The organism is Agromyces cerinus subsp. cerinus, assembly GCF_900142065.1.
Classification (GTDB): domain Bacteria; phylum Actinomycetota; class Actinomycetes; order Actinomycetales; family Microbacteriaceae; genus Agromyces; species Agromyces cerinus.
This window is the reverse complement of sequence record NZ_FSRJ01000001.1, coordinates 225324-246499: the sequence shown is the minus strand read 5'-3', so window position 1 is coordinate 246499 and position 21176 is coordinate 225324. Positions and strand designations below refer to the sequence as shown.

Sequence of the window (21176 nt, the reverse complement as noted above, 5' to 3'; positions counted from 1 at the left end):
CCCCCGTTCCAGGATGGTGTGCTTCGGCCCGGCAGCGCGGGCCGCATCAGGATTTGATGTACGGCTTTCCGGATGCCGCCGGGCCGCGAGACTGCCCGACGAGTCCGGCCACCGCGAAGATCGTGACGAGGTACGGCAGCATCAGCATGAACTCGCTCGGCACGGGCGAGCCGATGATGCTCAGCACGTTCTGCAGGTTCGACGCGAAGCCGAACAGCAGCGCCGCGAGCGTCGCGCGAATCGGATCCCATCGACCGAAGATCACGGCAGCGAGCGCGATGAAGCCGGCGCCCGCCGTCATCTCCTTCCCGAAGGCTCCGACGGACCCGAGCGTGAAGTACGCGCCACCGAGGCCTGCGATCGCACCGGCGAGCGAGACGTTCCAGAAGCGGGTGCTGTTCACGTTGATGCCGACCGTGTCGGCCGCCTGCGGGTGCTCGCCCACTGCACGAAGCCGAAGGCCCCAGCGCGTGTGGAAGATGCCGATGTACACGGCGGCGATGGCGATGTACATGAGGTAGACGATGAGCGTCTGGCGGAACAGCACCGGTCCGAGGATGGGGATCTCGGACAGGATCGGGATGTCGATGCGCTCGAACCTGGGCGGCGCGTTCAACGTCGCGGCGTTCGGCGCCAGCAACTGGGAGAAGAGGAACCCGGTCAGGCCCGTGACGAGCACGTTGAGCACCACACCGACGATGACTTGGTCGACGAAGTACTTGATCGAGAACGCCGCGAGCACGAAGGAGACCAGCATGCCGGCCACCATCGCCGCGAGCAGGCCCAACAGCGGCTGTCCGGTGATCGAGGCGACCAGCGCCGAGGTGAACGCACCGGCGAGGAGCTGCCCCTCGATGGCGACGTTCACGACGCCGACCCGCTCGGAGATCACGCCGCCGAGCGCACCGAAGATGAGCGGCACCGCCAGGCTCAGCGACCCGAACAGCAGCCCGGGAACCGGGATCGTCGCATCGGCGGCCGCCCAGACGAGGAAGCCGACGAGAGCGAGCACCGCGAAGATCGAGATCAGCCAGATCGGCGTCTTGCGCCGCTGCACGACGAGCCAGAAGCTCACGGCGGTGATCGCGAACAGCAGGATCGTGATGACGATGCCGGTCTCGCGCGTCGGCAGGTGCACGTCGGGCAGCTGGATGACATCGCTGGCGGTCGAGAGGCGCATCGTGCTGACGCCCTCGCGACCGAACACCACGAGGAGGACGAAGGCGAGGATGCTGAACACGCCGAGCGCGACGGGCGTCTTCCAGTTCCGGATGAGTCCGACGGCAGGGCCGGGCGGAGGCTGGTGCGGCTCGGTCGGCCGGCTCACGGGTGCGACGGTGCTCACTTCGCTGCCACCTCCTTCGTGACGGACGGGGTGGCTCGACGCACGGTGTCGGGCGAAGGCAACCGGAAGATCGCACGCACGAGCGGCGGCGCCGCGATGAACAGCACGATGAGCGACTGCACGACGAGGACGATGTCGATCGGCACGCCTTCTGCGGCCTGCATCGAGAACCCGCCGGCCTTGAACGCTCCGAAGAGGATGCCGGCGATGAACACGCCCCAGGGGCGGGACCGGCCGAGCAGGGCGACCGTGATCGCATCGAAGCCGATGCCGGAGTCGATGCCGGCTCCGAACCCGCTCGTCGTGGTGCCGAGCACCTGGTTGACGCCCGCGAGGCCGATGAGACCGCCGGAGAGCAGCATCGCGTACACGTACATGCGCTTGACGCTGATGCCGGCGACGCGAGCCGCATTGGGGTTCTCGCCGACCGCGCGGAACTTGAATCCGAGGTTCGAGCGCGACAGCAGCCACCACGCGAACACCGTGGCCGCGATCACCAGGATGAAGCCGAAGTGCAGGTTGTACTCCGGACCGAGCAGGTCGGGGAACACCGCGGTCGCCTTGGTCGCCGGGCTCTTGGGGTTGTTCGAGCCGGGGGTCTTCAGGAAGCCCTCACGGAGCCAGTAGCTGACGAGATAGAACGCGACGTAGTTCAGCATGATGGTCGTGATGACCTCGTGGGCACCGGTGCGCGCCTTCAGCAGGCCGACGATGCCGGCCCAGAGCGCGCCGCCCGCGATGCCGACGAGCAGTGCGACGACCATGTGCAGCACGGGAGGCAGGTCGAGCGCGAACCCGACCCAGCCGCCGAGTGCTGCCGCGATCAGCATCTGACCGCGACCACCGATGTTGAAGAGGCCGACGCGGAAGCCGAGCGCGACGCCGAGACCGGCGGCGATGAGCGGGGTCGCGAAGGTGAGCGTCTCGGTGAACGGCTTGATGCCGTCGGCGAAGCCCGGCCGCCTGAAGTTGTAGATCGACCCCTGGAAGAGCGCCGAGTACGCTCCGGCGACCGAGTCCCAGATCGCGGCGAGCATGTCGCCGGGCCGAGCGAAGAAGTAGACGGATGCCGCCTGCACGTCTTTGTTCGTGAACGCGATCATGACCGCGCCGACGATGAGGGCGAGCACCACGGCGAGCACCGAGATGATCGCATTGCCCGTCGTGATCTCGCGGAACACGTTGTGCCATCGCGAGGGCTCAGGAGCCTCCGCGGGATCGGCGGTCTTCGCGGGCTGGGCCGGCTGGGCCTCGCTCTGCGGCGACTCGGGTCGGTCGGCGCTCATGCCGCGGCTCCTTCTCCGGTGGGGGCGGTCGGATTCTCGCTGCCGCCGCTGGCGCCGGCCATCATGAGACCGAGCACGGAACGAGGGGTGTCGCCGGGGACGATGCCCACGATACGGCCCCGGTACATCACCATGATGTTGTCGGCGAGTGCCGTCACCTCGTCGAGCTCGGTCGAGACGACGATGACGGGCGTGCCGGCGTCGCGGGTGGCGACGATGCGCTTGTGGATGAACTCGATGGAGCCCACGTCGACGCCGCGGGTGGGCTGGGCTGCGACGAACAGCCGGAGGTCGCGGCTCAGTTCGCGCGCGAGCACGACCTTCTGCTGGTTGCCGCCCGAGAGCCGGCGAACCGGCTCGTCGATGCCCTGGGTGCGCACGTCGAACTCCGCCACCTTCTCACGGGCGAAGTCCTCGAGTGCGCCGCGTTGGATGTTGCCGAACCGCACGAACGGCGCACCGTCGGCCCGGTCGAGCATGAGGTTCTCCGCGATCGTGAATTCGCCCACGAGGCCGTCTTCGGTGCGGTCCTCGGGAATGAAGCCGACGCCGACGTCGAGGATCTTGCGCACGGAGTGGCCCCGGATGGCCTTGCCGTCGAGCGACACCTCGCCGAGCACTCGCGGCTGGAGGCCGAGGAGGGCCTCGGTGAGCTCGGTCTGCCCGTTGCCCTGCACTCCAGCGATGGCGAGGATCTCGCCTTCGGCGACGCTGAAGCTGACGTCGTCGACCACGATGTTGCCGAGCGGGTCGAGCACCGTGAGGTTCTGCACCACCAGCGCGGGCTTGCCCGCCTTCGCCGGCGCCTTGTCGACCGTGAGATCGACGGCACGCCCCACCATGAGGGTCGCGAGTTCCTCGTTCGTGGCGGTGGGCGAGGCCTCGCCGACGACCTTGCCGAGCCGGATGACCGTGATGCGATCGGCGACTTCGCGCACCTCGCGCAACTTGTGCGTGATGAAGACGATCGACGTGCCGCTCTCCTTCAGCTGTCGCATGATCGACATGAGCTCGTCGGTCTCCTGCGGTGTGAGCACCGCAGTGGGCTCGTCGAAGACGAGCACGCGGGCGTCGCGCGAGAGGGCCTTGATGATCTCGACCCGCTGCTGCACCCCGACGGGCAGTTCTTCGACGAGCGCGTCGGGATCGACGTCGAACCCGAAGCGGTCGGAGATCTCGCGCACCTTCGTACGAGCGGTCGCGAGGTCGAGGACGCCGCCGGCCTTGGTCGACTCGTGGCCGAGCATGACGTTCTCGGCGACCGTGAAGACGGGGATCAGCATGAAGTGCTGGTGCACCATGCCGATGCCGGCCTTCATCGCATCGCCGGGGCCGGCGAAGTGCTGGACCTCGTCGTCGAGGAGGATCTCGCCGCCGTCGGCCTGATACAGGCCGTACAGCACGTTCATCAGGGTGGACTTGCCCGCGCCGTTCTCGCCGAGCAGGGCGTGGATCTCACCCGCCTCGACGGTGAGGTCGATGTGGTCGTTGGCGACCAGGGCACCGAATCGCTTCGTGATGCCGCGAAGTTCGAGCTTCATGCTTCCAGATTCTATTGAGGGCTGTGCGATCGCGCGACGTTCTGCTCCGATGAGCAGACGACCGCGCCGATCGCACCACGGCGGCGCAGCCTGCCGGGAGCACGCAAGAGGGAGGTCGGCTCGTGCCGACCTCCCTCCGGTGCGGGTGCTCCAGGCTCGCCAGGAACTACTTCGGGGTCGAAGGCGATTCGACCGTGATGTCGCCGCTGACGATGTCAGCCTTGAGCTGCTCGATCTCGTCCATCAGCGCGGGGTCGACCTTGGACTCCCAGTCGTGCAGCGGGGCCAGGCCGACGCCGTCGTTCTCGAGGGTGCCGATGTAGGGGTCGGCCGAGAAGTCGCCGTTGCCGGCGTTCACGATGATCTCCTTGGTGGCGGCCGTCATCTGCTTCATGACCGAGGTGAGGTACATCTCGCCGAACTCGGGAGCCGTGAGGAACAGGTCGCTGTCGACGCCGATGATGGCGACGTCCTTGCCGGAGTCCTGGATGGCCTGAGCCGAGCCCTGGAAGAGCGGACCGGCGACGGGGAGGATGATGTCGGCGCCCTGGTCGATGAAGCCCTGGGTCAGGGTCTTGCCCTGGTTGATGTCATCGAAGCTGCCGGCCATCGTGCCGTCCTGTGCGGCCTTGTCCCAGCCGAGCACCTTGACGTCGGTGCCCTTGACCTCGTTGTACTTCGCGACGCCGTCGACGAAGCCGTCCATGAAGATCGTCACCGACGGGAAGGGCAGGCCGCCGTAGGTGGCCACGGTGCCGGTCTTGGTCGTTCCCGCGGCGAGGTAGCCGGCGAGGTAGGCGGCCTGAGCCGTGTCGTAGAGCACGGGCTTGACGTTGTCGAGCGTCAGCGGCGTGAAGTCGTCGTTCGACAGCGCCGAGTCGATGAGCGCGAACTCGGTGTCGGGGCTGCCCTGAGCGGCGTCGCGCGTGGCGTTGGCCAGTGCGAAGCCGACCGTGAGGATGAAGTCGCAGCCCTGGTCGACCATGCTCGAGACGTTCGACTCGTACTGGTCTTCGGACTTGGACTCGGCCTGCTTGAACTCGACGCCCAGCTCTTCAGCCGCCTCGGTGATGCCGTTGAAGCTCGACTCGTTGAACGAGTTGTCGTCGAAGCCGCCGAAGTCCGAGACGATGCAGGGAAGGAAGTCGGGGGCGGCGGACTCGCCGGATCCGCCTTCTTCGGGTGCGGCTGCACAGCCGGCGAGCAGCACGGCTGCGCCGAACAGGGCGAGACCGCCGAGAGCGGCCTTCTTGGTCGTGACCTTCACAGTGTCCTCCAAAGACAGCGCCCCGACCGTTCCGAGGCTCGTGCAGTCACGTTACCGAATGTTGCGTCGCGCGCCACGGCCGGAGGCTCGACGACATCCAATGGTTATCAAGACGCGATGTTCTGCTCACATGAGCAGTCGACGTCTCCCCCGCGAACGGGGGTGACCGGGTCGACGATCAGGGCCGACTCGGCGATTCCACGACGATCTCACCGGCGATGATCGCCTGGCGGAGCCCCTCGACCTCCCCGTCGAGGCCGGGGCTCACGAGGGGGGCGAGATCGTGGTACGGCGCGATCGCGACGCCGCCGTTCTCGAGGGTCCCGACGAACGGCTCGTCGTCGAACTCGCCGTCGATCACGTCGCCGACGATCTCGACCATCGCGTCCTGCGTGTTCTTCAGCACGCTCGTCAGCACGTACCCGCGATACTCGGGCGGCAGCACCTCGTATCCGTCGCTGTCGACCCAGATCACCGAGACGCCGGAGTTCTCGCTCGCCGCTGCGGCCGCGCCCTCGCCCACCTGACCCGCGACCGGCAGGATGACGTCGGCCCCCTGGTCGATGAAGCCCTGCGTGAGCGTCTTGCCCTTCGAGATGTCCTCGAAGTCGCCGGTGAAGGTGCCGTCCTGCGTCTCCTTGTTCCAGCCGAGCACGCGCACCTGCGCGCCGTGCACCTCGTTGTACTTCGCGACGCCGTCGACGAACCCGTCCATGAAGAGGGTGACGGGCGGCTGATTGCCGCCGCCGAAGGTCGCGACCACGCCCGTCTTCGATACGCCCGCGGCGAGGTAGCCGGCCAGGTACGAGGCCTGAGCGGTGTCGAAGACGACGGGCTTGACGTTGTCGGCCTCGACGGTCTCATCGACGATCGCGAACGCGATCTCCGGGTTCTTCCCGGCCTGGTCGAGCGTCGCGTCCGCGAGCTCCCATCCGACCGTGACGATGAGCTCGCACCCCGACTCGACGGCCTTCTCCACGTTCGGGGCCAGGTCGGTCTCGCCGGTCGAGACGATCGCCTGCGCTTCGATGCCGTACTCGACCTCGGCCTGCTGCAGCCCCTCCCAGCTCGACTGGTTGAACGAGCGGTCCTCGAGCCCGCCGGAATTCGTGACCATGCGCGCGCACGTTTCGCTCGCGGCACCGTCGCCTGCCGGTTCGGGAGCGGGCGCGCAGGCGGCGAGCGCGACGGATGCCGCGGCCAGCGCGGCCGCGACGGAGATGCTTCGGCGCAGCGCCATCCGACCACCGGCACCTCGCCGGCGCGACCCTCGACTCTGAGACATCCGGAACCCGCTCTCTCGTGCCCTACAGCACGTCGTTGGACCCGCCGAGCCTGAGTGCGTCGACGACGGCCTTGACCCGTTGTGCGTGCTCGCTCGTCGTGACGAGCAGCGCGTCGGGCGTGTCGACCACGACGATGTCGTGCACGCCGATCAGGCTGATGACCCGCTTCGACCGGCTGACGACGATGCCGCTCGACGCGTCGGAGAGCACGCGGGCGTTCTCTCCGAGGATCGCGAGTTCGCCCGATCGGCCCGCGGTGTTGAGCTTGGCGAGGGAGGCGAAGTCGCCGACGTCGTCCCACGCGAAGTGGCCGCGGATGACGGCGAGACGACCTGCAGCGGCCGCCGGCTCGGCGACCGAGTAGTCGATCGCGATCTTCTCGAGGTTCGGCCAGATGCGGTCCACCGCGGGGCCGCGGGTCGCGGGGTCATCCCATGCCGCGGCGAGCTCGACGATGCCGGCGTGCAGCTCGGGCTTGTTCCTCGCGATCTCGGCGAGCAGTGCGTCGGCCCGTGCGATGAACATGCCGGCGTTCCAGAGGTGCTTGCCGCCCTCGAGGTAGCGCTTCGCGGTGCCGAGGTCGGGCTTCTCGACGAAGCTCGCCACCGCTTCGGCGTGCGCCGCACCCTCCACGTCGAGCGGCGCGCCGCACTCGATGTAGCCGAACCCGACGGCGGGCTCCGTCGGCGTGATGCCGATCGTCGCGATGTACCCGGCGCGCGCCGCCGCCACGGCGTCGGCGACGGCGGCGCGGAAGAGCGCGGCACCCGAGATCACGTGGTCGGCCGCGAACGATCCGATGATCACTCCCGGCTCGCGACGTTCGAGGATCGCCGCGGCGAGGCCGATCGCGGCCGTCGAGTCGCGCGGCTCGCTCTCGAGCACGACGTTGTGGTCGGCGAGCCCGGGCAGCTGCGCCTCGACCGCGGCACGGTGGGCACGCCCGGTGACGACCATGATGCGATCGTCGCCCGAGAGCGGCGCGAGCCGGTCCCACGTGTCCTTGAGGAGCGTCTGTCCGGATCCCGTGAGGTCGTGCAGGAACTTGGGCGCGTCGGCACGGGAGAGCGGCCACAGCCGCGAGCCCACGCCGCCGGCGGGAATGACGCTGTAGAAGCCGTCGATCGGGGATTCGTCCATCAGCACAGCGTAACCGGAGCACCCGACGACCACACGGGCAACGGATGCCGCGGCATCCGATATCTCGACGTCGAGAGAGTTAGGCAGCCCTCAGCGGCGACGTCCCCCTGCTCGGGTCTAGACTCTGATCGGGCCGTGTGCCCGTCATGCCCCGGCATCTTCGGGGCGATTCACACAGCCAGGGAGGGTTGTTCATGCCAGAGACTTCGGCAGGAACCCTGACCACACCCGCGAAGCCTGCGAAACAGAAGCCTGGTGGCACGCTGTACCGCGGCCGTGAGGGAATGTGGTCATGGGTGCTGCACCGCATCACGGGTGTCGCGATCTTCTTCTTCCTTCTGGTGCACATCCTCGACACGGCGCTCGTGCGCGTCAGCCCCGAGGCGTACAACGCGGTCATCGGCACCTACCAGACGCCCATCATGGGCCTCGGCGAGGTCGCCCTGGTCGGTGCGATCGTGTTCCACGCGTTCAACGGACTGCGCATCATCCTCGTGGACTTCTGGTCCTGGGCCACGCGCCACCAGAAGGTCCTCTTCTGGATCGTGATCGCCCTCTGGGTCGTGACGATGCTCGCGTTCACGCCGCGCCACCTCATCAACGTCTTCAGCCACTAGGGAGCCGCGGGACATGACTGCCATCGAAACGTCGGCGCTGAAGCCAGCCGATCGCCCCCGCCGCCGCGGCATCAACCTGGAGAAGTGGGGCTGGATCTACATGCGCGCCTCGGGCGTGGTGCTGATCGTGCTCATCTTCGGACACCTCTTCATGAACCTCATGGTCGGCGACGGCGTCAAGGCCATCGACTTCGGCTTCGTCGGCGGCAAGTGGGCCGACCCGTTCTGGCAGTGGTGGGACGTGCTGATGCTCTGGCTCGCCCTCATCCACGGCGCCAACGGCATGCGCACGATCGTCAACGACTACACGAACCCCGGCGTCGTGCAGAAGGTGCTGAAGGGCGCCCTCTTCGCCGCCGCCGCCGTGCTCATCATCCTCGGCACGCTCGTCGTCTTCACGTTCGAGCCCTGCCCCGTCGGCGCCCCCGCCGACCTGCTTCCCTCGTTCTGCGCCGCTTAGGAGATCCGTGAACACCCAGAGCGCCGACGCCGAGACCACGGTCATCGACGGCGTCCACTACCACCAGTTCGACATCGTCATCGTGGGCGCCGGCGGCGCCGGCATGCGAGCGGCGATCGAGGCCGGCCCCGGGGCGAAGACCGCGGTCATCTCGAAGCTCTACCCCACCCGTTCGCACACGGGCGCGGCACAGGGCGGCATGGCCGCTGCGCTCGCGAACGTCGAAGAGGACAGCTGGGAGTGGCACACCTTCGACACCGTCAAGGGCGGCGACTACCTCGTCGATCAGGACGCGGCCGAGATCCTCGCGAAAGAGGCGATCGACGCGGTCATCGACCTCGAGAACATGGGCCTGCCCTTCAACCGCACGCCCGAGGGCAAGATCGACCAGCGCCGCTTCGGCGGCCACACCCGCGACCACGGCAAGGCGCCGGTGCGCCGCGCCTGCTACGCGGCCGACCGCACCGGCCACATGATCCTGCAGACGCTGTTCCAGAACTGCGTCCGCCTCGGCATCAACTTCTTCAACGAGTACTACGTGCTCGACCTCGTCATGACCGAGGTCGACGGCAAGCAGCAGCCCTCGGGCGTCGTCGCCTACGACCTCGCCTCGGGCGAACTGCACGTCTTCCAGGCCAAGGCCGTGATCTTCGCGACCGGCGGATTCGGCAAGATCTACAAGACGACGTCGAACGCCCACACGCTCACGGGCGACGGCGTCGGCATCATCTGGCGCAAGGGCCTGCCGCTGGAGGACATGGAGTTCTTCCAGTTCCACCCGACCGGCCTCGCCGGTCTCGGCATCCTCCTCACCGAGGGCGCCCGCGGTGAGGGCGCGATCCTGCGCAACGCCTCTGGCGAGCGCTTCATGGAGCGGTACGCGCCCACCATCAAGGACCTGGCGCCGCGCGACATCGTCGCCCGCTGCATGGTGCAGGAGGTCGCGGAGGGCCGCGGAGCCGGTCCGCACAAGGACTACGTGCTCCTCGACTGCACCCACCTCGGCGCCGAGGTGCTCGAGACGAAGCTCCCCGACATCACCGAGTTCGCGCGCACCTACCTCGGCGTCGACCCGGTGTTCGAGCCCGTGCCCGTCATGCCGACCGCGCACTACGCGATGGGCGGCATCCCGACGAACGTCGCCGCAGAGGTGCTCTCCGACAACGACACCGTCGTGCCTGGCCTCTACGCCGCCGGCGAGTGCGCCTGCGTCTCGGTGCACGGCTCGAACCGTCTCGGCACGAACTCCCTGCTCGACATCAACGTCTTCGGCAAGCGCGCCGGCCGCAACGCGGTCGAGTACGTGAAGACGGTCGACTTCACTCCCCTGCCCGGCGACCCCGCAGCTGCCGTGCGCGGCATGCTGGAGCAGCTCCGCGACTCCGACGGCACCGAGCGCATCGCCGCGATCCGCAAGGAACTGCAGGACGAGATGGACAAGAACGCCCAGGTGTTCCGCACCGACGAGTCGCTCGAGCACGTGACGAAGGTCATCGCCGGCCTCCGCGACCGGTACCGGAACGTCGCCGTGCACGACAAGGGCAAGCGGTTCAACACCGACCTGCTCGAGGCCGTCGAGCTCGGATTCCTCCTCGACCTCGCCGAGGTCGTCGTGTACTCGGCGCGCAACCGGAAAGAGAGCCGCGGCGGACACATGCGCGACGACTTCCCGAACCGCGACGACGCCAACTACATGCAGCACACGATGGCGTACCTCTCGGGCGACGCGCACTCGTCGGATGCGGCGGACCACATCCGACTCGACTGGAAACCGGTGACGATCACCCGCTACCAGCCCATGGAGAGGAAGTACTGACGTGAGCACTGCAACGCTCGAGACCCCGCCGACGGACGCGATCCAGTCGTTCACCGTCACGTTCCTGATCCGCCGCTTCGACCCCGACGTCGACACCGAGCCGCGCTGGCAGGACTTCGACGTCGAGATGTATGCGACCGATCGTGTGCTCGACGCCCTGCACAAGATCAAGTGGGAGCAGGACGGCTCGCTCACCTTCCGTCGCTCGTGCGCGCACGGCATCTGCGGATCCGACGCGATGCGCATCAACGGCCGCAACCGCCTGGCGTGCAAGACGCTCATCAAGGACCTCGACATCTCCAAGCCCATCTACGTGGAGGCCATCAAGGGCCTGCCGCTCGAGAAGGACCTCATCGTCGACATGGAGCCGTTCTTCGCGAGCTTCCGCGAGGTGCAGCCGTTCCTCGTCGCGAACTCGAAGCCCGAGGCCGGCAAGGAGCGCGTGCAGTCCGTCGCCGAGCGCGCGATCTTCGACGACACCACCAAGTGCATCCTGTGCGCGGCGTGCACCTCGTCGTGCCCCGTCTTCTGGACCGACGGCCAGTACTTCGGCCCCGCGGCGATCGTGAACGCCCACCGCTTCATCTTCGACTCGCGTGACGACAACGCGCAGACGCGTCTCGACATCCTCAACGACAAGGAGGGCGTGTGGCGCTGCCGCACGACCTTCAACTGCACCGAGGCATGCCCCCGCGGCATCGAGGTGACCAAGGCGATCGCCGAGGTCAAGCAGGCCGTCATGCGCGGCAAGCCGTAGTCGCACCACCACTGCAGGTCGAGCCTGTCGGATCCCGCTGAGGCGGGGCATCCGGCAGGCTCTTCCGTTTCCGAGCGACACGACGTCGCTTCTTCCGGGCACGAGAGAGGGCCGGGTCATCGACCCGGCCCTTCCCGTTCGCGGTGGCGGAGCCGCTACTCGGCGGACTCCCCCGCACGGCGACGACGGATCATCATCGCGGCGATCAGGAGCGCACCGGCAGCGAGCAGACCGCCCGCGCCCCACAGGAGTGGCGCTCCCGCGAACCCGGTCGAGGCGATGGCGCCCGCCTGCGGGATCTTGACCGTGACCGTCGAGTCGTCGCAGAGCACCGGCAGCTCCGGATCGATGGCCGAGAGCACCGCGACATCCTGCGGCGCCACCTCGGGCGTCGGAGCCGGATCAGCCAGGTCGTTCCAGCAGACCTCGCCCGTGTTGTCGATGCTCGACTGCTTCGAGGCGGGGTTCAGCGTCACGGCCAGCACCACGTCGGGGGCATCGGGCTGTGTGCCGCCGATCATGCCGTTCAGCACGCAGTGGAGCGTGCCGCCGTAGCCGGCCGAATCCTTGCCCGTGACCTCGCAGTCATCCCAGCGCGGGAAGGCAGGAGCGGGATCGGTCGTGATCTCGGTGACCTTGAGGTCCCCGGGGATCTCGTCGAACAGCTCCACGGCCTCGACCGCGCCGAGCCCCGAGTTGGTCACCGACAGCGTGTAGTCGAACGAACTGCCCGGCTTCGCCTCGGTCACGCTCGACGTCTTCAGGATCTCGACCGTCGGGTCGCGCTGCACCTCGCAGGCCGGGGTGGCCTGCGGGTAGACCGCGAGCACCGACTCGCTCGGGTTGACCTGGAAGGTGATCGTCATCGGGTTGAACTGGTCGGCGAACGCGTAGCTCTCGAGCTTCGAGTCCTTCACCATGTTCTCCCAGATATCGACGATGCCGTTCTCACCGACGACGTCGCCCTCTTCGATCAGGCGCCAGCCGGGCCATCCGATCGAGATGCCCTCGTCGTTGACCACGCCGTACGGCCACAGGGTGCGACCGTTGCGCTCCTCCCACGGGATCTCCATGACGATCGGAGTCGCGTCGGGGTAGACACCGGCGTCGGGCGTCCACGTGACCGTGATCGGACCCGGGGTGACCGAGCCGGTCGTCTGCACGTTGTGGTAAAGGTACGGCACATCGTTCACGCACTGCACGTAGGCGTTCGCCTGCATGGCCTTGGTGGGCACGTCTGCGGTGTCGCAGTCGTTCGTGGGATCGATGTCGAACTCGTCGACCTCGACGCACGCCGTGTTCTCGATGTTCTCGGCCGGCACGAGCGGAGGAACCTCAGCGGGATTCTCCGGCAGCTCCGGCCCGACGGCGGGAGCCGTCAGCGTCACGGGGATCGTGATCGTCGCCATCGGTCCGGACCCGAAGGTCGAGTCGCTCGTCGCGGTCAGCTTGTTGCCGTCCTTGACGAAGGTCCACGTGCCCGTCGAGTCGTAGGTGACCTCGTCGACGTCGAACTCGAGCGAGTCGGGCAGGGTGTCGGTGACGACCGCGCCCTCGACCGAGGTCGGGCCGTTGTTGGTCACCGTCAGCACCCACTCGAACGTGTTCTCATCGGTGCCCGCATCGACCGCGTCGACGCCCTCGGGCAGCACCGCGGTCTTCACGATGCCGACGTCGACGATCGGGATGTCGACGCAACCGCTGATCGGCGTCTCGATCTGGCCGTTCGTGAAGAGCGCCCCGTTGAAGAAGCCGTGGCCGCTCTCGGTCTCGACGCACTTCGCGAGGTCGATGTCGGTGATCTCCGTGACATCGACGATCGCCTGGATGTGCCAGATCTGGTCGATCCCCGCGAGGATCGGCCGACCGTCGGCGAGCACGGTGTCATCGCCGGTGCCGGTCCAGCCGGCGACCGGGTCGCCGTTCGGGTCCTCCGCCGTCGCCGTGAACGTCGCACCCGCCGGGAAGGCCGGCTCGTCGCTCAGGTCGTAGGTGAGGTCCTTGTCGGGGTCGGCGGTGACGACGACGTCGTAGTTCACCGTCCACGTGCCGTCGAGGTTGTCGATCGGAGCGCCGTCGACCGTCTTCACGGCGGTGGCGCGTCCCGGCTCGTCGCAGGCGGTCGCCTCGGTCGGCAGGTCGCCGACGGTCAGGATGGCCGTGTTGCGGAAGCCGCCCTCGCCCTCGGTGCATTCGACGGTCTCGTCGTCCCATGCGTCCTCGGTCACCGTCGCATCGACGGTCACGAAGTACTCGTGGAAGCCCTCGCCGGCGGTGAGGATCACGTTGTCCGCGAGCTCCTCGACCGGGTCGGCAGACGGATCCGCCCAGTTCCCGCTCGTCCCGCCGGGTCCGGTCCACGTCGCCTCGTCGATCGTGATGCCCTCGCCGAAGTCGGCGAGCGTGTCACTCAGGTCGTAGGTGACGGCCGACACGACGCTCTCGTCGGTGACGGTGATCTTGTACTCGATCGTCCAGGTGCCATCGGCGTTCTGGACGGTCGAGACGACCTCCTTGTCGAGCCTGTAGGTGGCCGGGGCCGCGGTGTTCGTGATCTCGCACGTCACCTCCTGCCCGGGTTGCAGCGCGACGTCTCCATCGGCCGCGTCGAGCACGAGCGGCGCGACGCCGTTCGTGGAGACGCAGTTCCAGAGCGAGGCGGTGAACTCGTCGTCACCGGCGAAGTCCGCCGCTTCGGAGAGCGTGTAGGCCAGGTTCGATTCGACGGTTCCGGTCGCCGTCCCGTCGCCCGTGACGACCGGCGGGTTGGCGCCGTCGGCAGCAGCGAGCGTCCAGAGCGTCGCTGGGTAGTCCGGCGCGATCTCGAGCGGCATCACCTTCTTGACGAGCGTCAGCTTCGGCGCGACATCCGTGTTCGTGATCTCGCACTCGACGGTGGCGCCGTACTCGGTGACCGTGAGGGTCGCGCTGGTCGAACCCGGTGCGGACACGAGGGTGAACGCATCGGCTCCCTGCTCCGAGGTGCACGACCAGGTCGACGAGACGGTGTACTCCTTGCCGTTCTCGTAGACGGTGCTCACCTCGTTGAGGGTGTAGCCGACGCCCAGCTCCACGGATCCGCTCGCCGTTCCGTCACCCGTGAAGGTGTCGGTGTCGTCGCCGACGTTCGTGCCGCTGACGGCCCAGTCCGCGGGCACTGCGGCGCCCCCGTACAGGTTGTCGACGTGCTTCTCGAGGTCGACCGTCTGCGTGCAGGTGACGGGGTTCGTCACCGTGAGGGTCGTCACCGTGCCGGCGAGCGTCTGCGCGCCGAGCCCGGTCGCGTTGCCCAGGACGCATCCTTCGGGCACGAGCACGTCGGACTCGCCGACCAGCACCTCGTCGCCGTCGGTGTACGGTCCCTGCTCGGCACCCCAGAGAACGTCCTGGCCGTCGAGGGTCGCCTGCGCGGTGAATCCGTCCGGGAGGGACGCGCTGTCCCAGGCGATCGGCGTGTCGCCGTTGATGGTCCAGAGCTTCTCGAGCACCACGACCACCGGGACATCGAAGCAGGCGTCGTCGGTGTAGGTGTCACCCGAGGTGACCGCTGCGCCGTTCAACAGGCCCTTGCCGCCGTCGCCATCGCACAGCAGCTCTGCGCTGCTGTCGGCGTCCTCGACCGTGAACGAGACGAACACGCTGAAGGTGTGCGTCGCGCCCCCGGGCAGCGTCTCGTCCTCGACGACCACGTCGGTGGCCGAGTCGGCCCCGTTCCACGCCGGGTTCACCGTGACATCCGCGCTGGTGACCTCACGATCGGTGATCGTGACATCGCCCGCGAAGTCGGGGGTGTCGGTCAGGTCGTAGAGCAGCTCCTGCGTCGAGCTGAGGTTCTCGACCGTGATGGTGTAGCTCGCCTCCCAGTGGTCGCCCACCTTCGTCACGACGCCGTCGGTGCTCTTGACGACCTCGGGCTGGGCGGGAAGGCCGCAGCCTGTGTCGGTCGACGTGATGCCGTTGGCGGTGAGCGCCGCTTCGTTGAGGAAGCCGACGTTCGGCTCCCCGTCGGTCGGGGCGCACGTGTTCGTCGTCGGATCGCCGAACGCTGCGGCTCCGACCTTCGCGGTGACCGTCACCGTGTAGGTCTGCACCTCGTCGATGCCGATGACCTTCGGCGAGGACACGATCTCGGTGGTCGGGTCGGCCTCGGGATCGGTCCAGGTGTCGTCGTCGCCCTCGCCGGTCCACGACGCCGACTGGATGTCGACCTCGGGTCCGAAGCGGAGGGTGTCGTCGAGCGTGTACTTCGAGACGAACTCGGAGTTGCCGGTGACCGTGACGTCGTAGACGATCGTCCAGAGCCCGTCGCCGTCCTGGGTGATCGTCGGGTCGTCCTTGACGACCGTGGGCTCGCCGCCGCGGCTGATGTTCGTGCAGTCGTCGTCGGTGCGGACGATCTCGCCCGACGTCACGATGGCCTCGTTGAGGAAGCCCACGCCGTCGGGGTTGTTCTCGCTCGCGCACTCGAGCTCGGCCGGTTCGATGTCGCCGACCGGTGCGTCGACGTTGAGCACGACCGTGTAGACGTCGGTCTCGCCCGCAGGGATCGCCGTGTTGGAGGCGACGGTGAAGGCGGAGCCGTCGTACGGGCTCACCGGAGCTCCGCCGTCGATCGCATAGCTGAGGTACACGACACCGGCAGGGAACGCCGGGTCATCGGCGAGCGTGTAGTACGACGGCTTCGCACCTGGATCGGTGTTCGAGACCGTGAGGGTGTACGTGACATCCCACGTGCCATCGAGCCTCTGGGACGAGGTCGCTCCCGACTTCACGATCTTCGGAGCGCTCGGCGAGTCGCAGGCGGACTTGTCCGTCGTGACGCCCGCGACCGTCAGGGTTGCGGTGTTGTTGAACGAGCCGTTGCTGCTGCCGCCCGGGCACGCGGACTGCGCCGGCGTCAGGTCAGGGCCGTCGAGCGCGATGCCCGCGACCGTGATGCGGTAGGTCGTCGCCGTACCCGTCGCCAGGTAGGCGTCGACCGCGATGTTGCCGCTGCCGGCCCACGGCGTCACGTAGGGCGCGCCGTCCTTGGTCACGGCGTAGGTCGCCGTGCCGAGGTCGACACCGGTGCCGAAGTGCAGCACGTCAGCGAGCGTGTACACGCCGCCGACCGGCCCCGTGTTGGTCACGACGAGGTCGTAGGCGATGGTCCACGTGCCGTCACTGCCCTGCGACACCGAACCGGGCACGACCGTCTTGGTGTGGCTGATCACCGGCGGGTTGACGACGACGCAACCGGTGGCGTCCGTCGTCTGGTTGCCTGAGACGAGCGTCGCCGTGTTGTTCAGTCCGCCGCCGCTCGGGCAGGTGTAGGCCGGGTCACCGGCGTCGAGACGCACGACGACCGCGATCTGGTACACGTGTGCCGCAGCACCGCCGGCGAGGGCGATGTCATTGGCGAGCAGGTCGTTCGGCACAGCGCCGGTCCAGCCTGCTTCGGTCGTGACCCCGGCCGGCTTCGAGACGACGGTCGGGAGACCGACCTGCGTCGCCGAGGCGGGCAGCGCGAGCGTGTCGCGCAGGTCGTAGACGACGCCGGTCGAGGCCGACGGGTTCGTCACGGTGATCGTGTACGGGAGGGTCCACGTGCCGTCGCCGTTGTCGACGGCGGTGCCGCCGACCTTCGCGATGGTCGGCTTGACGGGCAGCGAGCAGTCCTGGGCCTCGTAGTCGACCCCGCCGACGGTCATGACCGCGGTGTTCAGGAAGCCGACGGTGCCGGGGGTGCCGGCGTCGCAGGCGGTCGGGCTCGTGCCGCTGAAGTCGGTCCCGGGTGCGACCGTCGCGTTGACGGTCACGTGCCAGGTGTGCGAGGTGCCCTTGGCCAGCGTCGGTTCACCGACGAAGGACTGGACGTTGCCGAACGCCACGGTCCACGCCGTCGACGAGCCCGGCGGTGCGGGCAGCGTGCGCTGGTAGCTCGCGCTGTTCACGGTGACGTTGCTGCCGAAGACGAGCTGGTCCGTCAGGCTGTACGTCAGGTCCTGGAACGCACTCGGGTTCGTCACGACGATGTCGTAGCCGATGTTCCAGGTGACGCCGTCGGCGCTGGGCGTGGGAACGGCCGCGGTCTTGACGATCGTCGGCGTGATCGCCTTGAGCGTGTTCGTCACGGTGCAGTCGACCTTGTCGCCCGGTGCGAGCGGCGGGACCGAGGGACCGGGAACGGCTGCTCCCCCGTTCTTCGAGCAGAGCCACGTGCCGGCCTCGAACTGGTCGGCGTTCGGCAGAGCCGTCGACTCGGAGAGCGCGAGGGTCTCGCCGGCGGGCACATCCACGAATCCGCCCGTGCCGCCGTCGCCCTGGGCGACGATGACGGCTCCCACCTTGGCGGCGAGGTTCCACGAGGTCGGGAGCGCCACGTCGCCGGTGACGACCTTCGTCAGCTTCAGCTGCGGCGGGATCGGCTTGTTGGTGATGACGCAGGTGCCCTGTGCGAGTGCCGGCAGCGTGATGGTCGTCGTCGTGACGAACTCTCCGCCCGGGCTCGTCTTGCACTGGATGCTCAGCTGCTCGTAGCCGGCGGGGCCGCCGGTCTCGGAGATGGTGTAGCTCGTACCCGGTCGGACGAGCACGGTGTTGCCGCTCGTCGTCTGCACCGGACCGAGTCCCGGGATCGAACCGCTCGGTGTGGCGATGAGGTTCCAGTCGCCCGGCTCGGCGTCAGTGCCGTCGAGCTCCTGGACGCTCTTGACGAGCGTGAGCTGCGCAGTCTGGTTCACCGCGGTGCACTGCACGCGGAAGCCGAGGGGCACCGTCACGCCGCCGTTCAGGCCGTCGGCGAATCCGGGCACGACGACTCCCTGCGCATTGACCTGCACGCAGTCCCAGCTGCCGGTCGAACCCGGGATGGGCACCGCGTTCAAACCGAGCGTCTGCACGTAGCGCGGGTCGCCGCTCTCGGCGAGCGGGTACGTCACGTTCGGCGTCACGAGCGCGGTCGCGCCTGCACTGCCGGTGGTTCCGTTCGGGCCCGCGAGCGCTCCTCCGGGCGCGACGGCGTCGAGGGTCCACGTGTTCGCGGCGACGCCGCCGTTCGTCACCGTCTTCTTCAGCGTGAGCTGGGAGTCGCAGGTGACCGTGTTCGTGATCGTGTAGGTGTTGTTGCCGGGTTGGAGCGTCGGGCTGAAGGGCAGGGAGCCGTCCGCGGGCACCTGCCCGTTCGCGAGGGTGACCTTCCGGTCGGTGATCGTGCAGAGGTCGCGCGTTCCGACACCCGTCGTCTCGTTGAGCGCGACGACGGTATTCGCCGGCAGCGGGCCCTGCGTGGTCACCCACGGCGCGTTGGCGCCGCCGACCGTCAACTGCGCGGTGAGCCCGCTCGGCTGGTTGCCGTGCTGGTACGTGGTGCCGTTGACCACCCAGACCTTGTTGACGCTGAAGTTCGACTGCGGCAACGGCGGTCGGTTCCAGACGTTGCACGTGACGGCTTGCGTCGAACTGACCGGGATCGAGAAGCCATCGGCTTCGTTGGACACGGTGATGGCGCTACCGGTGGCCTGATCGGTGCAGACCGCGTTCTTGCCTCCGGTCTGCACGATGCTGTGGCCCTGCGGGTCCTCGGTGACCTTCACCGTGCCGCTCGTGGTGCCGCCCGCGAACGTGAGGGGCAGGTTCACGGCTCCGGTGCCCGGGGCGGTCACGCCCTGCTGCGACGCCGGCGTGATGCCGCCCGTCGTGGGCGCTGCGGTGAACGTCCACCCGCCGGCGGGCGTCTGACCGGTCTTCTGCTCACCGGTGCTCGAGCTCGAGACGACCTGCTTGACGACCGAGATCGATCCCTGGCAGGCGCCCAGCGCGAGGTCGCGGAGGATCTGCCCGGCCTGGTCGTAGCTCGACGACTGGAAGTAGTCGGAGTTCAGCTGGTCGCCCGAGATCGCGACGAGGTTGTCGGGCGATCCGCCGACGCCGCTGCCGACGCCGAAGGCGATGACCCGGGTGCCGAGCGCCTTCACCGCGTTCGCCGAGAACACGCCGTTCTCGACCTCGCGGAACCGGGTGCGGTTGCCGGGGCCCTCGTCGTTCGCGTAGACCGTCGGGTTGCCGTCGGTGAGCACGAGGGCGATGTCGTACTGCGTGCCGCTCGCCGCGACCTGGTAGAGGCCGCGATCCCAGTTCGTCGCCTCGGTCGGCGTCGTGAACGTGTCGATGTGGTTGCGCACGGTGTTCGCACCGGCGACCGTCGACACCGGCGTGATGCCGAGGTTCGAACCGGCCGTTGCGGGGGCGACGTTGTTGAACGTGAAGATACCGACCTGCGAGGGCGTGCCCTGCAGCGCCGTGACGAAGCCCTTGGCCGCGTTCTTCAGGTCGGTGAAATTCGGTGCCACCGAACCCGAGAGGTCGATGACGAGCGCGATGCGCACGCCGCACTGCTGCGCTCGCGTCGGGTTCGCGAGCGAGTTCTGCCAGATGCCGCCCGATGCGTTGTTGGCGCTGTTGCCCGTGGCGATCATGAAGTCGCTCAGCGAGCTGAGGGTCTCGCCGGCGTCGACGTCCGCGATGCGGAACCGGTACGCCGCTGAGGCGGGCGTCTCGCCGACGGCGAGCGTGTCGTTGGCCGACCAGCCCGACGGCACGCCGGGCACTGCCTGTGCCACCCAGAAGTTGGAGTTGTTGGCGTTCGGCACGGTGAAGGTGCAGACGCCTGCAGGGGTCGACACGCAGGTCGCCCACGGCTGGTTGATGACCGACCCGAACGAGCCGCCGTTGTCGGTGTAGAGCTGCAGGGTCACCCCGCCGAGGCCGGCCACGCTCGAGATTCCGTTGCGCGAGCCGCCCACCTGGACGTTGATCGTCGCGGGGCCCGAGTACGTCTGGGTGAAGGTGCAGTCCGCGAACTTCTGGGTGGGGTTGCCGTTCGTGTTGGTGAACGTCACGGTGCGGGCGGCTGCGTCGAAGGAGGGGTCTCCCTGGCCGCTGCCGCCGGTCGTGCACGTGAAGGTGGTCGTGTAGTTCGCAGGCCCGCTGTCGGCGAAGAGCGTGTAGGTGGTGTTGCGGGGCACGGGCCGCGTCTGGCCCGAGGTGAAGTTGTAGTTGTCACTGTTGCTCGAGCGGACGGCGTGCAGGGTCCACTGGCCCGCCGTCGCCGATCCGCCGGAGACGACGTTCGTGATGGTGAGATTGCCGCAGTTCGTCGTACAGTCCGCGGTGTCGGCCGGGAAGATCGCCATGGGCGTGATCTCCAGCGGCGCCTGCAGCTCCTCCGCCGGCGGCGCCTGTGCCGGCGGGTCGGACGGCGCTTCCTTCGCGGGAGCGTCGGTCGGGGCATCCGTCGGCTCCTCGCTCGCGGGCGCCTCGCTTGCGGGCGTCTCGCTTGCGGGCGCCTCACTCGCGGGAGCCTCGCTCGACGGCGTCTCGGTCGTCGTCTCGTCGCTCGACGTCTCTTCCTGCGTCTCACTCGTGGTTGCGGCATCCGGTGCCGGCTCGGCCGTCTGCTCCGCGAACGCCGTCATCGGCAGCCCGATCGCCAGCAGGGCGCCGACGGAGAGCGATGCGATGAGCGCGGTGGCTCTGCGCTTCCTCGTCTCCACTCGCTGTCGGCGCGACCGGCGGGGTCGCACGTCGTCGTGGGAGGTGTTGCCGAACCAGCTGTCCATGATGGCCTTCTTGTGCTCGGGTGAGAACGCGGAACGAAACTGTTGCGCAGTCGTGGGCGAGT

General features: G+C 68.3%; 11 protein-coding genes. 4 read left to right on the top strand and 7 right to left on the bottom strand.

Annotated elements, in window-relative coordinates; genetic code table 11:
* Positions 1 to 46: 46 nt before the first annotated feature.
* From BUR99_RS01060 to BUR99_RS01035, 6 genes are all read right to left on the bottom strand, one after another.
* Positions 47 to 1345, bottom strand: coding sequence for an ABC transporter permease (locus tag BUR99_RS01060; protein ID WP_394327823.1), 1299 nt, complete (start codon positions 1343 to 1345; stop codon positions 47 to 49).
* Positions 1342 to 2631, bottom strand: a complete 1290-nt coding sequence (locus tag BUR99_RS01055) for an ABC transporter permease (RefSeq protein WP_084183504.1) — start codon at positions 2629 to 2631, stop codon at positions 1342 to 1344. Before BUR99_RS01055 ends, BUR99_RS01060 begins: the two co-directional genes overlap by 4 nt.
* A complete protein-coding gene (locus BUR99_RS01050; RefSeq protein ID WP_074258541.1) occupies positions 2628 to 4172 on the bottom strand; it encodes an ABC transporter ATP-binding protein in 1545 nt (514 codons plus the stop codon). Before BUR99_RS01050 ends, BUR99_RS01055 begins: the two co-directional genes overlap by 4 nt.
* A gap of 166 nt (positions 4173 to 4338) precedes the next feature.
* Entirely contained in the window at positions 4339 to 5439 is a 1101-nt protein-coding gene (locus BUR99_RS01045; RefSeq protein ID WP_074258540.1) for a BMP family lipoprotein, read from the bottom strand.
* Positions 5440 to 5617: 178 nt separating this feature from the next.
* Positions 5618 to 6679 carry a BMP family lipoprotein gene (locus tag BUR99_RS01040; RefSeq protein ID WP_200802643.1) on the bottom strand — a complete coding sequence of 354 codons (1062 nt, stop codon included), beginning with the start codon at positions 6677 to 6679 and terminating at the stop codon, positions 5618 to 5620.
* A 67-nt stretch (positions 6680 to 6746) separates the two neighbouring features.
* Positions 6747 to 7865: a mannose-1-phosphate guanylyltransferase gene (locus BUR99_RS01035; protein ID WP_074258538.1), complete on the bottom strand. Its 1119-nt coding sequence runs from the start codon at positions 7863 to 7865 to the stop codon at positions 6747 to 6749.
* 194 nt (positions 7866 to 8059) lie between these two features.
* Here BUR99_RS01035 and sdhC point away from each other — a divergent pair, with 194 nt between their 5' ends.
* Genes sdhC through BUR99_RS01015 form a run of 4 tightly spaced genes read left to right on the top strand, consistent with a single transcriptional unit; the run spans position 8060 to position 11515 of the window.
* The gene (gene sdhC, locus BUR99_RS01030; RefSeq protein WP_074258537.1) at positions 8060 to 8482 is read left to right on the top strand and encodes a succinate dehydrogenase, cytochrome b556 subunit; all 423 of its coding nucleotides are present in this window, start codon (positions 8060 to 8062) and stop codon (positions 8480 to 8482) included.
* Positions 8483 to 8495: 13 nt separating this feature from the next.
* The gene (locus tag BUR99_RS01025) at positions 8496 to 8942 is read left to right on the top strand and encodes a succinate dehydrogenase hydrophobic membrane anchor subunit (protein WP_074258536.1); all 447 of its coding nucleotides are present in this window, start codon (positions 8496 to 8498) and stop codon (positions 8940 to 8942) included.
* Between the two features lie 7 nt (positions 8943 to 8949).
* On the top strand, positions 8950 to 10758 hold the full coding sequence (gene sdhA / locus BUR99_RS01020; RefSeq protein ID WP_074258535.1) for a succinate dehydrogenase flavoprotein subunit: 1809 nt from the start codon (positions 8950 to 8952) through the stop codon (positions 10756 to 10758).
* Between the two features lies 1 nt (position 10759).
* The gene (locus BUR99_RS01015) at positions 10760 to 11515 is read left to right on the top strand and encodes a succinate dehydrogenase iron-sulfur subunit (protein WP_074258534.1); all 756 of its coding nucleotides are present in this window, start codon (positions 10760 to 10762) and stop codon (positions 11513 to 11515) included.
* Positions 11516 to 11670: 155 nt separating this feature from the next.
* Here BUR99_RS01015 and BUR99_RS01010 read toward each other — a convergent pair whose 3' ends face one another.
* Entirely contained in the window at positions 11671 to 21114 is a 9444-nt protein-coding gene (locus BUR99_RS01010; RefSeq protein ID WP_074258533.1) for a VWA domain-containing protein, read from the bottom strand.
* Between the last annotated feature and the right edge of the window lie 62 nt (positions 21115 to 21176).

Excerpts from the sequence above, each read along its gene's own strand:
- BUR99_RS01055 (WP_084183504.1), bottom strand. The coding sequence starts at position 2,631 with ATGAGCGCCGACCGACCCGAGTCGCCGCAGAGCGAGGCCCAGCCGGCC.
- BUR99_RS01050 (WP_074258541.1), bottom strand. The coding sequence starts at position 4,172 with ATGAAGCTCGAACTTCGCGGCATCACGAAGCGATTCGGTGCCCTGGTC.
- BUR99_RS01040 (WP_200802643.1), bottom strand. The coding sequence starts at position 6,679 with ATGGCGCTGCGCCGAAGCATCTCCGTCGCGGCCGCGCTGGCCGCGGCA.
- BUR99_RS01035 (WP_074258538.1), bottom strand. The coding sequence starts at position 7,865 with ATGGACGAATCCCCGATCGACGGCTTCTACAGCGTCATTCCCGCCGGC.
- sdhC (WP_074258537.1), top strand. The coding sequence starts at position 8,060 with ATGCCAGAGACTTCGGCAGGAACCCTGACCACACCCGCGAAGCCTGCG.
- BUR99_RS01025 (WP_074258536.1), top strand. The coding sequence starts at position 8,496 with ATGACTGCCATCGAAACGTCGGCGCTGAAGCCAGCCGATCGCCCCCGC.
- BUR99_RS01010 (WP_074258533.1), bottom strand. The coding sequence starts at position 21,114 with ATGGACAGCTGGTTCGGCAACACCTCCCACGACGACGTGCGACCCCGC.